The 15,745-nt window shown below is 59.4% G+C and carries 11 protein-coding genes and 1 pseudogene; 2 read left to right on the forward strand and 10 right to left on the reverse strand.

Going from position 1 to position 15,745, the window contains the following annotated elements; genetic code table 11:
* Positions 1-4: 4 nt before the first annotated feature.
* The 4 genes from FBY04_RS07045 to FBY04_RS07060 form a co-directional block, all read right to left on the reverse strand.
* Positions 5-523, reverse strand: coding sequence for a penicillin-binding protein activator LpoB (locus FBY04_RS07045; RefSeq protein WP_084321813.1), 519 nt, complete (start codon positions 521-523; stop codon positions 5-7).
* Between the two features lie 26 nt (positions 524-549).
* Positions 550-4,158, reverse strand: coding sequence for a tetratricopeptide repeat protein (locus tag FBY04_RS07050; RefSeq protein WP_145314852.1), 3,609 nt, complete (start codon positions 4,156-4,158; stop codon positions 550-552).
* Entirely contained in the window at positions 4,136-6,946 is a 2,811-nt protein-coding gene (locus FBY04_RS07055; protein WP_145314853.1) for a bifunctional glycoside hydrolase 114/ polysaccharide deacetylase family protein, read from the reverse strand. The genes FBY04_RS07050 and FBY04_RS07055 overlap by 23 nt, the downstream gene beginning before the upstream one ends.
* Before the next feature lie 61 nt (positions 6,947-7,007).
* The gene (locus tag FBY04_RS07060) at positions 7,008-7,940 is read right to left on the reverse strand and encodes an NAD-dependent epimerase/dehydratase family protein (protein ID WP_084321810.1); all 933 of its coding nucleotides are present in this window, start codon (positions 7,938-7,940) and stop codon (positions 7,008-7,010) included.
* A 343-nt stretch (positions 7,941-8,283) separates the two neighbouring features.
* Between FBY04_RS07060 and FBY04_RS07065 the strand changes: the two are divergent.
* Positions 8,284-8,678, forward strand: a pseudogene (locus tag FBY04_RS07065) (isochorismatase family protein); the annotation flags it as partial.
* A gap of 302 nt (positions 8,679-8,980) precedes the next feature.
* On the opposite strand, the gene FBY04_RS07070 reads toward FBY04_RS07065, so the two are convergent.
* Positions 8,981-9,802, reverse strand: a complete 822-nt coding sequence (locus FBY04_RS07070; protein ID WP_145314862.1) for a phosphatase PAP2 family protein — start codon at positions 9,800-9,802, stop codon at positions 8,981-8,983.
* 2 nt (positions 9,803-9,804) lie between these two features.
* On the reverse strand, positions 9,805-10,476 hold the full coding sequence (locus FBY04_RS07075; protein WP_145314854.1) for a histidine phosphatase family protein: 672 nt from the start codon (positions 10,474-10,476) through the stop codon (positions 9,805-9,807).
* A 256-nt stretch (positions 10,477-10,732) separates the two neighbouring features.
* On the opposite strand from FBY04_RS07075, the gene FBY04_RS07080 reads away from it, so the two are divergent.
* On the forward strand, positions 10,733-12,652 hold the full coding sequence (locus FBY04_RS07080; RefSeq protein WP_145314855.1) for a methyl-accepting chemotaxis protein: 1,920 nt from the start codon (positions 10,733-10,735) through the stop codon (positions 12,650-12,652).
* 163 nt (positions 12,653-12,815) lie between these two features.
* On the opposite strand, the gene FBY04_RS07085 is transcribed toward FBY04_RS07080, so the two are convergent.
* From FBY04_RS07085 to FBY04_RS07100, 4 genes are all read right to left on the reverse strand, one after another.
* Positions 12,816-13,184: a glyoxalase superfamily protein gene (locus FBY04_RS07085; protein WP_145314856.1), complete on the reverse strand. Its 369-nt coding sequence runs from the start codon at positions 13,182-13,184 to the stop codon at positions 12,816-12,818.
* 115 nt (positions 13,185-13,299) lie between these two features.
* Positions 13,300-14,757, reverse strand: a complete 1,458-nt coding sequence (locus tag FBY04_RS07090) for an amidohydrolase family protein (RefSeq protein WP_145314857.1) — start codon at positions 14,755-14,757, stop codon at positions 13,300-13,302.
* A gap of 1 nt (position 14,758) precedes the next feature.
* Complete coding sequence (locus tag FBY04_RS07095) at positions 14,759-15,619, reverse strand: MurR/RpiR family transcriptional regulator (protein ID WP_084321804.1); 861 nt, start codon at positions 15,617-15,619, stop codon at positions 14,759-14,761.
* Positions 15,620-15,634: 15 nt separating this feature from the next.
* Positions 15,635-15,745 (reverse strand): hypothetical protein (locus FBY04_RS07100; RefSeq protein WP_145314858.1); only part of this gene is annotated, 111 nt, incomplete at its 5' end.

A 15,745-nucleotide genomic window follows, 5' to 3' on the forward strand; every position in this document is an offset into this window, starting at 1 on the left:
GCGATCACTCGAACCGAAGGGCGCCGACAAGTTTGTCGAGCACCGTTTGAGCGGTGCCCGCGAGGCTTTCACGGGACCAGCCAGCACGTGCGCCACTCTTGCTCCAGAGTACCCGACCGCTGCTGCCTTCGAGTACCCGCAGGCTGATGCCCACCGCGGGCTCGCCGTCCAGGCCGTTCTTGTACTGCCACTCTTCAACGCTGCCGGCGATCACATAATCGAGTTTCTGTTCACGTGCCCATTCCAGGGCGCCAGCCAGACGCTCGTTGTCATCCATCAGCGCTTGTTCGCCCTGGGTGCTGACCGGGTAAACCCGCGGTTGCAAGCCGTGGCTGCTGAGCACACTGAGCAGGATCTGCTCGCTGCGCTCACCGGCCTGCGGCGTCTGCGAATAGTTGATCATTGGCACGATGCCCCACTGCGCATTGCGCGGCAGGTTCGGGCTGGATTCATCGGTGAAGCTGGCGCAACCGGCGACGAACAGGACGGCAAGCGCCAGGCCCAGATTACGAATTGCTTGCATAGTTTTTCTCCGTAGACATTCCATGATCAGCGTCCAAACCGCACGCCGTAGCTCACACCCAGTGTTCCGCCGGACTGACCATCCCCGCCTTGTGGCGCGGATTGGTAGCCGAAGGTCAGGGCCAGTTCGTCATCACCCAGCACTTCAAAACCGATCCCGGTATTGATGCCGTAGTTAAAAGTTTGATCCAGCCATTGCCAGCCTGCCGTCACATCCACCAGCCAGGTGTATTGCGGCTTGGTGCGAACCAGTGCGCCGGGTATGCCGCGACGCCAGGACGTACCGACATAGAGCTGGCCGTAGCGACTTTGCAGCAAGTCGCTGCCCATGACGGTTTCCGTATCGGTGGGGTCGAGTTCGTTGGTTTCAGGATCTCGCGCCTGATCGGGCACGATCACCGGGCCGTCGTTACGACTCGACAGATAATCCAGCCTGCGGTCATTCACATTGTTGTGCTGGTAGTCGACTCCGCTGCGCACGGTCCAGTTGGGACCGGCGAATTCCAGCGTGTGATTGAGTTCCAGCTTAAGTGCCTCGCCATTACCCAGCGAGTCGCCGGCACGCGTGGAGAATGACCTGCGGGCGACTTCCCAGCTCAACTGATCACGAGCGGTCAGGCCATGACGACCTCCAACCCAGACACGGTCCTGCTGACCGAAAGCGCGCATCAAGCCACTGTCTTCACTTTTACGGTGCCAATCCAGACCGGTTTCGAGTTCATCACTGACGCCCAACTGCCAGGTCCGGGAAAGGCCCAGTCCATTGCGGTCGTCGTCCTTGCGCTGACTGGTGTCGGCGAACAACTTGTAACTGCCGTTGTCCACCGGACGAATCAGGGTCAGGGCCGCGTTACGCTCCTCACCGATTTTCGATGAATGTACGTCGTCGCCGTCGTAAGTGCCCTGCTCCAGCTCAAGATCGGCGTACCACTTGTCACCCAGGTTGTGGGCAATTTGCAGGCGCGGAGCGTTGAACGCAATACCGCCAAAATCCTGGTCCTGCCACGACAGCAGCGCACCTTGCGGCGTGCTTTCGTGAATTTCCACGGCCTGACGGCGCAATTGGTCGCGCACAGCTTCGGGCTGCTCGTCACCGAGCGCTGACAGGTTGGTATCAAGCGCTTCGTTGACGCGCCCAAGTCGACTGAGGGCCTGGGCCCGCTGCGCCGGGTTCAGATCGCTACTGGCCAACAGTGTTTCGACCTGTGCCTTGTTGCGGCTTCGCAGCGCCTGCTGAATCTGCTCATAGCGGTCGACCTTCAAGCCCTGGCTTTTTGCCCACTCCAGCCATTGGTCTTTCTGCGATTCCTGATTGGTCGCGTCCAGGCGCGCCAGCAAACGCTCGAACCACAGTTGCAGCATCGCTGGCGAACCGTCTTTCCACTTCGATACTTCCTGTTGAGCCTTGCGTGGCGAATAACTGCTGGCCATCAGACGCAACCAGGTCACGTAGCGCTGGGACGACGGCTGAATGTTTTCACCCTCAGGACTTCGCAGCAATTTGAGGCGCAGCCGCTGGGCCGCATCCTGATAACCGGCGCTGTACAACGCATCGGCATAGGCTGCCTGCACCAGCCAATCCTGCGGACTGTTCTTGAGGTACATGCGATACCAGGCCAACGCTTCGCTGTCACGACCGAGCATCTGGTTGGCACTGGCAAACGCCAGCCACAGGACCTGGTCGCCACGCGCCTGCGCTTTCCACTGGGTCAGCAACGGCTTGAGCTCGACGGTATTGCCCTGGTCGACGTAGAGCCACATCAGGCGCTCGCGGAACAGATTCTCATCGGGGTAGCGCGACAAGCCAAGCAGGTACAAGCGTTTCGCTTCTTCGGGCTGGCCCTGCTGCATTGCCAGCGCACCGCGCACACCCAGCACCTGAGCCTGCTCGTAGAGCGCCGGGTCTTGCTCGGCATCCTTGAGCAGTGCAGTCACCTGTGGCCAATCCTCCAGTTCCTGGGCAAGCAGCAACGCGTCGACCAGGCGCATCGGGCTACGGGTGCGCTCCCAACTGTCGACCAGTAATTGCAGTGCACGCCGCGGATTGCCGGGGCGATAGCTCGCAATCAGATGGGACTCATCGTTAGAGTTGAGCGACCCCTTGAGCTCCAGCTGTTTTTCCAGAGCCGCACGCAACTCCTCGTCGAGCTCCAGATCCCAGGCCAGGGCGGCTCGGGTGGTCCAGTAATTCTGATCGGTGATGGTTCGGGTGTTCACCTGCAACACATTCCAGGCGGCCTGATTATCAAACAGCTTCAGGTAGGTTCCGGCCCAGTCGACCCGCTCGGTGATGGTCAACGCAAAACGCTTCGAATAATCCTTGTAGACCTTGACCTTGGCCGCGAACTGTCCGGTGTTTTCGAGGTTTTGCAGCAGCCGAGTCCAGGCCAGTCGATGCTTCGGGTACTTGCGCAAGTAAGTGTGCAGCCAGGCTTGAGCCTGCTCCGGCGTGCCCCGTGACTCATGGCCGTAGACCAACGCATCAAGCTCGGTGTCGGTCAGCGCGCGCTGGTTCATGATCCCCGAGAGCAATGGAATCGACCGATCAAAATCAAACTGCATGCTCGCCAGACGCCACGCATGTTCACGGACTTGCGGCGTCTCGTGCAATTCCAGCAGGCGAATCCAGTAACCGAGCGCTGCGTCCATCTCACCGCGCCATTCGCCGAGGTGAGCCATTTGCTCCAGCAGCGCCTGATCTTCGGGGAAGTCGATCGCCAATTGCTGCCCACTCTCCCAGGCGCCTGCCAAATCATTCATGGCCAGACGAATACTGAAATCCTTCCTGAGAATTTGCGGATTGTCCGGCTGCAAAACACGCCATTGCTCGAGGAACCGCTGCGCCAGATCGAAGCGCTGGTTGCCCATCGCGACGTCCACGCCCTGCTCAAGCCATGGCGCATCGGTTTGCGGATCCTTGAGCTGGTCAAGTTCATCGGCGAGCACTTGCGCGGCCTGGGCGCCGCGACCGGCAGCCAGCAGGCTATTGAACGCCAACTGTGCGTACCCACGACGCTCGGCAGCCTGCTGGCTGTCCTTCCTCAACTGCAGATAAATGTCGGCGGCCTGACCCGGCTGCTCGCCGGCCAGATACCACTGAGCAGCAGATTTGAGCGAATCAGTACGCTGCGACGGATCACGGTCGGCGATTTCTTCAAACACGGTGGCAGCAAAAGCCGGGGCCTGAAGAGTCAATGCCAGCCTGGCCAGACTCTGCAATTGCGGCAGTGACAGTTTGCGATGATCGAAACCTTTCAGACGCTCCACCAACGCTTGCCGCACGGTAGCGTCCTCGCTGGTCGCCGCCTCCAATGCATCCAGCTCAAGCCGGTAGTACGCGTATACTTCCGCCACTGGTGTGGGCCAGTTTTCCAGGTGCTTGCGTGCTTTCGCGTAGTCGCCGAGGCGGATCAACAGATCAATCAACTGCAGGCGCAAGTGATCGTCATCGGGGTGTGCGGTCAACAACAATTCGGCGTAGTTGGCCGAGACGGCATCCGGTTCACGGCCATCGGGCTGGAACACTTCCTCACGCTGGAAAGTCGCCCATAGCAAGCCTCCCACGGCAACGGCCACCACCGCCAATGCCCAGGGATTGAGCAGGCGATTGTTTTTAGTTGCAGAGGAGCTGACCATTACTCACCTGCTTCATTGGCAATTGGAAAATCCACAGGTCGGCGGATGCCTTGCCTGCAAAACGCTGTCCATCCACTTCCACCCGGCAGGCGCTCGCAGAGCGTACCGAGAAGGTCAAATCGATCTGTCCGGCAAACGAAAAGCTCACACGCCGGTCGTCCAGGTAACGCCAGTCCACCAACGGCAGATTGGCCTCCTCAAGTGCAGGCCGGCTATCGCGATCAGGACGCAGGACCAACAGCGCGCGGTCGCTGCTCAAGTGCACATAGCGTCCTTGAGGCAAATCGCGAACCCCGGCAATCCCTTGTGAACGCAGCAAATCCGGCCAGCCCATTTGCGGATCGAGTCGCAAGGTGCGCAGCGCGTCCATCCCCCGAACCTGCCAGTTGCCGTCAGCCGTACGCGCCAGGCTGGACTGATACAGGCCGTGCAAACGATCAAGGTAATCGCTCATCCACAACGACATCGGTTGCTGTTCCCGCATGTAACCGTAGATATCGTTCATCGCCTTGATCGAGGCTTGCTTGGTACTCGAATAGAAGTGGTAATACAGGTGCAAGCCGCGCAGACGCCGTGGGCTGTCGGTCAGCTCAAAGGTTTCGATCAGATCGCGAAAACCGTAGTACGGCCCTTTCCACAGATTGGTGTAAACGTTTTCGTTGATGATCGGTGCGTAGTACTGCAAGCCACCTTCGGTGGGTCGCAACAACGGATTCAAACCGGTCAACGATGGCTTGGCCTTGGTCAGCATGGTCGAGGCGCCGTTGACGTTTTTCAGACCGGCGTCGTAGGCCAGCTTGATGGTGGCTGCCGATGGCAAGGCATCGCCCGGCCAGAAGACCATCTTCACCGGTTTTTCTGCAGTCGTGAGCTTTTGGTTGATGTAGTCGCGCGAGCCGAAGATCTCGCGACGAAAATCAATTTTGTCGTAGCCCGGGATGGCCATTTTCAAACCATATTCCGGGTTGAAATCCTCGTCTTGCTGGGCCTTTTCCGGCTGCATGAAAAACGGATGGCTGAAGGTGTGCGTGGCGACTTCGACTTTAGGGTTGGCAAACAACTCGCGGGCGATGGGCTCCAGCTCGCGAGCCAGGTGCGGGTACATGCCCCGCGGCGAAATCTCACCTTCGATGATCGACACCGAAGTCAGGAACGGGTTGGGCCGAATGAAATCGTCGAGCACCTGTTGACCGGCATACGGCGAGCCGCGCACTTCGGCGCGCGACGGGAAACCATCGCCATCGATGTGCACCGTCGCGATTCGGCGACCGTTTTCCGTGGTGGTGTCCGGACGTGGCTGCACCGGCAGACGCAGGCTCGCCTGGAGGAACGCGAACGGATCAAGGATCCAGCGACTGCGCTCATTGTTGGTTTCAAGGATGTAAGGTGCGAGCGCCAGACCGCCCCACTCGCCAACAGCCACCGGAGCAAATGTCTGGCCGCCCGCACCGGTCAGCACCACTGCGGCCTTGGGTCCGTTGGGCATTAAAGACACTGAGCTCAGGTCACGGGATCTTGGCTGCACTGGCGCTTCGAACGCACCGATCAGCGACTTGTCCTGATAAGTGATGCTCAAGGCTTGAGTGCCTGCTGGGGGCGAGAGAGTCAACCCCAGGCGCTTGAGTAAAACCTTATCCTCAATCGGCAGGCTGGCGAAAAAGGCCACCGGCACCTTTTCGTCGAGACGCTTGCCGATCCACCGATTAAAGCCAGGGCTGTCTTGCGGCGGACCACTGCCCATCCAGGTCACGATGCCAGCGTACAAACCACTGAAACGATGCTCAGGCAAATCGTCGGCGGCCAGATAATCGATCCGATAGCCGAGGTATTCAAGCAAACCACCCAGCAGGGTGTGACCGGCGTTGGTGGTCAGATCGCCTTCGCGCGGGTCGTAAACCAGTGCGATGCGTCGCGGCTGGATTTCGATGTTGCTGATGCCGATAGAGTCCAGTTCCGGGGTGCTGATGAATGGAATGTACCCCTCGTCGCGCAGACGCTTGGCCAGCTTGCGCGCTTCGTCACGACGCTCAGGTGGCAAGTAATCGATCGCCACCAGCGGGATGCCTTTGGCACGCAACGGCTGCAACTCGCCCAGCAGCCACTGGCGATCGGCCTCCGGCACCGGACGATAACGCTTGGCGGCAGCATCCCAGCCGGCATACATGGATTCAAAGGCTACCGCTGCCGCGACACCCTCAAGCTCGGGCAACACTTCAAATCCGCGATTGAAAAACAGTTTCAGCGTCGGCTGACGCTTGTGCAGTTCGCGCAGCAGACTGGCGAGGGCGACCCGTTGCGCTTCCCGTGAGGCTTGCGGCAACAATTGAAAACTGTCGAGGGTGTCGAGAAACAGACCGTCATAACCTTCTGCCTGCAACGCCTTTGCGCGGCCGAGCAAATACTCGCGCCAGGCCGGCGTGGTGAGGTCCATGACCTGACTGTTCCAGGAGTCGTTTCGCACCGGGCTGACCGCATCACGCAACCCCGCCTTGTCGATGGCCGCCTTGTTGCCATCGAATTCGCCCACCGACACATAAGCGAACGGATGGCTGCCCAGCTTGCGCAAGGTTTTGACATCGCTCGCCGTCATATGCCCCGGCTCGACCACAGCCCAATCGAACTGAGCCAGCTCGGGCAATGGGGGCTGGTCGGCGTACCAAAAAACCACGCTGGAAGGTGACGGCAATGCTGAAGCCTGGACGGCTGGTCCGCTCACGAAAAGTGCCAGTGCCGCCAGCAGCCGCTTGGCAATCGCGCGGGCACGCGTCCTGCGAAAAACGATTTCCATAATTCACTCTTGAAATGACTGAACCGATACTACTCAACGTCGGACATGAGGAGCGGGCGGGTTACAAGCTACGTAAAAGCTGCGCTAAACCGTTGCCGATCGAGGTCGGTGCCGGGAGCTTGAAACGCTCCAGCAAGCGAGCGTTATTGGCGCGCGAATGGCGTATGTCGCCTTGACGCGGAGCCTGATAATTCACCGTCAAAGGATTGCTGGTGGCGCTCCCCAACTCGGTGATCAGGTCGTTGAGGCTGGTGGAACGACCCAGCCCGACATTCACCGCGCCGGGGCTCGGCTCGCTCGCTTCCACTGCTTGCACGAGAATGCTCACCAGGTCTTCAACGTAAACGAAATCACGGGTCTGTTCGCCATCGCCGAAAATCGCCACTGGCTGCTGCGCCATGGCCCGCTCGGTGAAAATGCTGATCACGCCGGAGTACGGCGACGAAGGATCCTGGCGCGGGCCGAAGATATTGAAGAACCTCAGGATCACTGGCTCCAGGCCATGTTCACGGCGATAGAAGTCCAGGTAATACTCGCTGGCCAGTTTGTCGCTGGCATAAGGAGTGAGCGGGGACTTGGGGGTGTCCTCGTCAATCGCCGAGCCTTCGCCATTGTTGCCATAGATGGCCGCGCTGGAAGCGAATACCACGCGTTTGATCCCGGACTTCAACATGTGCTCGCACACGTTGAGCGTGCCGACGAAGTTGCTTTGATGGGTGCCGACCGGATCATCTACCGACGCTTGTACCGAGGCCACCGCCGCCAGATGCACGACTGCGGTGCAATCACGCATGGCCTGTTCTACAGCAACACCGTCCGCCACATCGCCGACAACGAGGTTCAGATTGGCATTACCTACCGGCAGATTGCCGACCTTTCCGGTCGACAAATTATCCAGTACGCGAACCTTGTAGCCTTTGCCAAGCAAAGCTTCCACAAGGTGTGACCCAATAAACCCTGCACCGCCGGTAACCAGTATTCGCCCATCAAGCATGAAGTTTCTTCCTGAAGATTCAAACGGACACGTCATATGTAACGTCCGCAAAAACGGTAGCTCAGTAGATCATTGATCGAGGATGATGGCATTTAGCCCATCACTCTCGAGACTGCGACATCGCCCGAATCTCGAAGGTTCAACATCATGGATGGGGCTTGTCGTACCAACGTCGATTTTATGGCGCTAGGCCACTAACGCGGCGCCGATAATGTGAGATCGAGAGGATACTGTCAATAGTTTGTCTCATATCTCGTCGCTCGGTGAACACTCATGAAAAATCGCCATTTAATTGACGACATTTAATAAATACACGTCAACATACAACGACTCATGCGACACCGCTCCTGTCGGCACCCTGCCGAGCGTCGCGACCGTGGAACGCCAAGCCGAGCCCAGGACATCTTTCCAGAAACAGCTCGGCTGGCACCCCGCGTCAGACGATGAAAGCCTGATCCAGGCTGATCGCATTTTCATCAAACACGGCTACGCGCCATCGCCAGAACCATAGACTATCTATCCGGTTTGCAAGTGGAACGCGTGCTGGTGTGCGGTCTTCAGACCGAGACTTGCTGCCTGGCGGCGGGGTTTGCGTCGTTCGACGCAGGGCTGCAACCGACGTTGATCACAGACCTGACGGCAAGGTCATCGCAGGACCGGTCGGGGGCAATGGGTGTAATGCTTAGGGAGCATCATTTCAGGCATACGGTGATGTCGGGGGAGTTGCACAGGATTTAGCGTCGGATGCTGTTCATCTCCACGCTACATCTTGACGCCAATGTCCTGAGCGCTCTCGGTTGTGGTCAGCGCTTTTTTTGAATGGGAATGCATATCCAACGACTCTACAGAAGGTTTCACTTTGTATGACCTACTGTTGAGTGGATAAAAAGCCAATAATCGTTCGCAGCGCTAAAAGCGTGGAAGGCCTTTGCGCCACATGAATTTTTCTTCACCACCCTGCACCTCGCCAACCGGTACATTGCCCTCGCTCATTCAAGAAACTACGGTTTGCCCGCCCTCCCGCGGGCTTTTTTTTGCCTTCAGGAAAGGCTGGTCGACTGGATTAAAACCACCGGCGATTCGTGCTTTTGCAGCACCGGCAGCTCCAGGCGCGCTCGCCCGTAAAACGCCAACGCGGTCAGCAAACACGCGAGCCACACGAAGATCCCGGCCCAGAAGGTATGGGACATGTAGTGCCAGCCTTGCAAAACCCGTGTCGTGCCGTAGACGAAACCGAGCAGCAGCGAGCCGTACATCAGCGCTTTCGAATAGCGCCAGCGATAACGGCGAGCAACAAAGTACAGCGCAAGCATGGTGAACCCGCCCGAAGCGTGCCCGCCCGGCCAGCAGCGGCCATCGCCGGCTTCCCTGAACAGCTGGAAGTTGCTGTACCACTCCATGTGGGCAATTTTCCCGCCGTAGAGGGTCGTTTCAATCGGGCAATACACGCTGGTGTGCGACTTGAGGAAATGAATCACGCCGGTGCAAATGGCAAACGCGAACACCACAAACAGAAAATCCCGACGATGGTCGTGGGCAAATCGCAGCACCGGGGCAGCCTTGCTCTGCTCCAGGAAACGACTCAGACGCGGATACTTTTGCGGGTTGATCAGCGGCCAGACAAACGACAGCATCGCGCCGATCAAGGCGATTTCAGCGGTCCAGTTCGGAATGATGCGCGCCCACTTGTGGGTGAGCTTTTCAAAGAAGTGAACCTGATCGAGCGGAAAGGTCTGGGTCACCGGATCAAAAAACAGATTGCTGAACGCGATGTCGATTTTTGTCATGTCGAACAACAGGAAAACCGCGGCTGCGCAGGCCAGCGGAATACCGAAGTTAAGGCAGTAAAAGCGCATAGACATACTCATCGGCTGCTCACCGAGCGCCAGTCGGAAGCTTCGATGAACCCGAGCATTTTCGGTACCTGTGGTGTTGCGGCGGAGATAAACAAAGAGGCGCCGTAGCCTAGGGTGGCCGCCGGTAACTTGAGGTCTTTCTCAATCTGCGCCATGCATTCGCTGTGAGTCACCAGAATCAGATTGCGACCCGCCACTTTGTGCGCCAGGGCATCGCGCAGCATCGTGCCCTTGCAGCTGATCAACCAGTCTTCATTGGCAGCAACCTTGTTGAACATATAGCTGGCGGTCTGTGCAGTACGAATCATCGGGCTGTTGTAGATGTCTGCCTTGTCCAGCCCCAACTGTTCGAACTGCGCACCGACACTCACCGCAACGCTGCGGGCGCGATCGGTAATGCCGTCATTGCCAGTCAGACACGCGGCCTTGGAGTGATCGCAGCGCTCGACATGACGCACCAGCACAATCAGGTCGCCCTTGGCCCAACCGGTCAGTAACGCCTGGGCGCCGGCCACATTGCCGTGGGCCAGGTCTGGCACAGCGGCAGGCCGCAACAGCCAGACCGTCAGCGGAACCACCAGCAGCACGGAGGCCAGCACCACCGCAGTATTTCGATAGCGGGCAAAACGGCTCAGATCAATCGAGCGCGTTACCCCGAACAGACTCAGTCTCAGTTCCACATCAGGCCGCCTCACCGGCATGCATCACTTGATTCGATGCCGCGAGGGTAGAGAGCCTGGCGTTGGCGAGGGGTGAAACCGATGTGAAAAAAAGCTTAAACCGCCCTCCAAAACCTTGTTACACATCGCTCCGACAAAATCCTTTCAGCTCTCGTGATTGCTGCCGATACAGACCTGCTACATATCCTTGGCTACCAAAAACAACAATCTTCCAGCCAACCGACGACCTAAAGCGCAACGTTCCTGGAGGAATTTGATGAATAGCTGGTTCGGCAACATCAGTGTGAACATGAAACTGGGCCTGGGGTTTGGCCTGGTCCTGGCACTGACCTGCGTCCTCGCCCTGACTGGCTGGACAAGCCTGGGCGGCCTGATTGACCGCAGCAACTGGATGAGCGACATCACCCAGCTCAATGCCGGCCTGACCAAACTGCGCGTGGTTCGCCTGCAATACATGCTGACCAACGGCGACGAAACCGCCGCACAGAACGTGCAGACCACCCTTGACGCATTCTCTGCCCAGCAACAAGCACTGCTGGTGAAATTCAAGAGTCCGGAAAACCTCAAGCTGCTCAATGAGCAAGGCACTGTCATCGAGGCCTACAAGACGTCCCTGAACAAAATGCGCAGCGCCTACCGCACCGGTAACAGCGCCCGCGACACCATGGGTGCCAACGCGGAAACTGCCAACACGCTGATCAACGCCATCAGCACCCATGTGCAGCAAATGCCACTGAGCGACCAGCGCTTCGAACAGTTCCAGGCCATCACGGCCGCCAGGGAAGCGTTCCTGCTGGCACGCTACGAAGTGCGTGGCTACACCGCAACCACCAACGCCGAGACCGAGCAGAAAGCCGTCGGCCAACTGGACGCAGCCATCGCCAGCCTGAAACAGCTGAATGTGTATTTCGCCGACACGCAGCTGGACGCCCTGCGTCAGCTGGAAACGGCGTTGAGCAATTACCGCAGCGCTTTGCAGGCCTATAAAACCGCGAGCAGCGATGCGGTGCAGGCACGCAAGGAAATGACTGACCAGGGCGCCGCCATCGTAACCCTCAGCGAGCAGCTGTATCAGATCCAGCTCGACCGCCGTGACGCCGAAAGCGCACAAGCGCGCACCCTGCAACTGATCAGCACCTTGCTGGCGTTGCTGGTGGGCGTCATTGCCGCCGTGATCATCACCCGTCAGATCACCGGCCCGCTGCGCGACACGTTGGCCGTGGTTGAACGTATCGCCAGCGGCGACCTGTCCCAGGACGTCAAGGTGACTCGCCGCGACGAACTCGGTGTGTTGCAGCAAGGCATCGCGCGCATGGGCGTGACTCTGCGCGACTTGATCAGCGGCATCCGCGACGGCGTGACCCAGATCGCCAGCGCTGCCGAAGAACTGTCGGCCGTGACCGGGCAAACCAGCGCCGGCGTGAACAGCCAGAAGATCGAGACCGATCAGGTGGCGACCGCCATGCACGAGATGACCGCCACCGTTCAGGAAGTCGCGCGCAACGCCGAAGAAGCTTCGCAAGCCGCGGCCGCCGCTGACGGCGAAGCCCGCGAAGGCGACAAAGTGGTCAACGAAGCCATCGCCCAGATCGAACGCCTGGCCAGCGAGGTGGCGCGGTCCACCGAAGCCATGAGCGTGCTGCAACAGGAAAGCGACAAGATCGGCAGCGTCATGGACGTGATCAAGGCCGTGGCCGAACAGACCAACCTGCTGGCGCTCAACGCAGCGATCGAAGCGGCCCGCGCCGGTGAAGCCGGTCGAGGTTTTGCCGTGGTGGCGGACGAAGTCCGTGGCCTGGCCCAGCGCACGCAAAAATCCACCGAGGAAATCGAAGGCCTGGTGGCCGGTCTGCAAAACGGCACGCAACAAGTGTCGACGGTGATGAACAACAGCCGCGCCCTCACCGACAGCAGCGTCGCCCTGACCCGCAAGGCCGGTGTGTCACTGGAAAACATCACCCGCACGGTGTCCAACATCCAGTCGATGAACCAGCAGATCGCTGCCGCCGCCGAACAGCAAAGCGCCGTGGCCGAAGAGATCAGCCGCAGCATCATCAACGTACGCGACGTGTCCGAACAGACCGCCGCCGCCAGCGATGAAACCGCTAAATCCAGTGTTGAACTCGCACGGTTGGGTAATCAGTTGCAGATGATGGTCAGCCACTTCCGCGTCTGACATTCACTTTGCGGTGAGTGAAGGTCCGTTCGCGAGCAAGCCCGCTCCCACATTGTTCTGCGTCGTTCCACGGTTAAGTGGTCGACGCCGATCCAATGTGGGAGCGGGCTTGCTCGCGAAGGCTATCTACCCAACAACCGAGAGATTCGGTGTTAACCCAGTCTCAAACACTAATCGCATTGGTAAACACCAACCGATTCCCGAACGGGTCGGCAATCGTCATGTCCTGGCTGCCCCATGGCATTGCCTGAATCTGCGGGTGCGAAAACGTGTATTCCTTGGCCAGCAATTGCTGCTGAAACGCCTCCAGCTCATCCGTCTCGACGCGCAACGCCGAACCGGGTGTGCTGTCACCGTGATGCTCTGACAAATGCAGCACGCATTCACCCCGGGAGACTTGCAGGTACAGCGGAAAATCCGGCTCGAAACGGTGCTGCCAGTCGATCTTGAAACCGAGGAAGTCGACGTAGAACTCCACGGCTTTATTTTCGTCGAAAATCCGCAGGATCGGGGTGGTTTTACCGAAGCTCATGGAGTTGCTCCCAGACTGGAAAGGCCCAGAGTGTAGCTGGGCTAGTGTCAGCGCTTCGGCTTGGCGACGGCTTTCTTTAATCGCAATGTGCCACCATGTGAAACAGTTCAAAAGATCAATGAAAACCCGCGCGCAAATCCCCTTCCCGCGCCAGAAACCGACCTTCCCTTCTGCCGTTCGCCTGGCCTTCGCTGTAACTCAACACACCGTTGACCCACACACCGTCGATGCCTTCCGCCGCGCGTTGCGGATCATTGAAATCCGCGACATCGCGAATGGTCGCAGGATCGAACAACACCAGATCCGCCCAATGCCCTTCACGGATTTCGCCCCGTTCCTTCAAGCCGAATCGCCCCGCGGACAACCCGGTCATTTTGTGCACCGCCGTGTGCAACGGAAACAGCCCGACATCGCGACTGAAATGTCCGAGCACCCGTGGGAATGCGCCCCACAGGCGCGGATGCGGAAACGGGTCTTCCGGCAGTCCGTCAGAGCCGACCATCGACAGCGGATGCGCGAGGATGCTTCTTACGTCGTTCTCATCCATTCCGTAGTACACCGCGCCGGCCGGTTGCAGTCGACGAGCGGCATCAAGCAGCGGCACGCCCCATTCGGCAGCGATGTCCATCAGGTCGCGACCGCCCAGTTCCGGGTGCGGCGTCGACCAGGTAATAGTGATGCGGTGAGCATCGGTGACTTGCTTGAGGTCCAGGGTCGAAGAACTCGCCGCGTAGGGATAACAATCGCAGCCCACCGGGTGGGTTTTCGCCGCCTCTTCGAGCGATGCCAACAGTTGCGGACTGCGTCCCCAGTTACCCGCGCCGGCACATTTGAGGTGGGAAATGATCACCGGTGATTTCGCGTGGCGACCAATCTGGAAAGCCTCGTCCATGGCTTCCAGCACCGGCTCGAATTCGCTGCGCAAATGGGTGGTGTACACCGCACCGAATGCCGTCAGTTCTTCGGTCAGTTGCATCACTTCATCGGTGGACGCCGAGTAGGCACTGGCGTACGCCAGGCCTGTGGATAAACCCAACGCGCCCGCTTCAAGGCTTTCGCGCAGTTGCTCGCGCATCGCGCTGATTTCATCCGGCATGGCCGTGCGGAACAGGTCGTCGAGGTGATTGCTGCGCAACGCGGTATGCCCCACCAGTGCGGCGACATTCAGCGTGGTGTTCGCTGCTTCGACCGCCGCGCGATAGTCGCTGAATGTCGGATAAACAAAGGCCGCCGAGGTGCCAAGCAGGTTCATCGGGTCTGGCGGATCACCTTTGAGACTCACCGGCGAAGCGCTGATCCCGCAGTTGCCCACAATGACAGTGGTCACGCCCTGGCTGAGCTTGGGCAGCATCTGCGGCTGGCGGATCACCACCGTGTCGTCGTGGGTGTGCACATCGATGAAACCCGGCGCCAGTACGCGACCAGCGGCGTCGATTTCTTCGGTAGCGCTGGCGTCGTGCAAGTCGCCGATGCGCTCGATGCGACCGTTCAGAATCGCCACGTCGGCGGGGTAACCGGGGGTGTTGCTGCCATCGATAATCAGGGCGTTGCGAATCAGCGTGTCGTACATCATGTCAGTCTCCCAGCGGCAAGTGATCGTCGCCGCCGCGGTAATCGTCCAGGGCGAGCTTGATCCGCCGCAGACGTTCTTGATTGTCTTCAGGATTGGCCAGCGCCAGCTCGGTGGCAAGCACGTCGATGGCCAGCAGCATGCCGTAGCGCGCCGCTGTGGGTTTGTAGATGAACGAGGTTTCGACGCCTTGCAGCGGCAGCAACACATCGGCCAATTGCGCCAGCGGGGAGTCGGCCCGGGTGATGGCGAGAATGCGTGCACCGTAGCTGCGCGCCAGCTCGATGGCTTCGAGTAACTCAGGGGTGATGCCGGTCAGCGAGCAAACAATCACCGCGTGTTCGGGGCCGAGGCTGGCAGCGGTGACGCGCATCATCACCGGGTCGTGGCACGCAGAAATCGGGTAGCCGAATCGCACCAGCCGCACCTGCAGTTCATCGCTGCACAAGGTCGAGCAACCGCCCATGCCGAACGCATGAATCATCCGCGCCTTGCCCAGCAGTTTCACTGCATCAGCGAAACGCGACTCGTCGAATGCCGACAGATGCTGGCGCAAAGTGGACTCGATATCACCGACGATCTGCCCGTAGAACGCCGACTGATCGGGTGTGCCCGCCGGGTCGAGAAAGCGGCTGCCGACGCCGCTGGCCTGAGCCAGTTGCAGACGCAAGTCGCGCAAATCGCGGCAACCCACGGTGCGGGCGAAGCGCGACAGCGTGGCGGTGCTGACTTCCGCTCTCAGCGCCAGCTCGTCGAGGCTGGCGGCAGAGGCAAATCCTACGTCGTCGAGCATCAGCCGAGCGATGCGTCCTTCGCCGGCGCTGAAGGAATCCTGACGGGCGCGGATCTGATAGAGGATGTCCATGGCAGGTGGCTCCGGTTAAATCAGGTAAGAAAGACCCACGGTCAACGCGAAGGCGACCACCGAAATGATGGTCTCCAGCACGGTCCAGGTCTTGAAGGTCTGGGCGACGCTCATGTTGAAGTATTC

The organism is Pseudomonas sp. SJZ080 (assembly GCF_007828295.1).
Taxonomy (GTDB): Bacteria; Pseudomonadota; Gammaproteobacteria; order Pseudomonadales; family Pseudomonadaceae; genus Aquipseudomonas; species Aquipseudomonas migulae_A.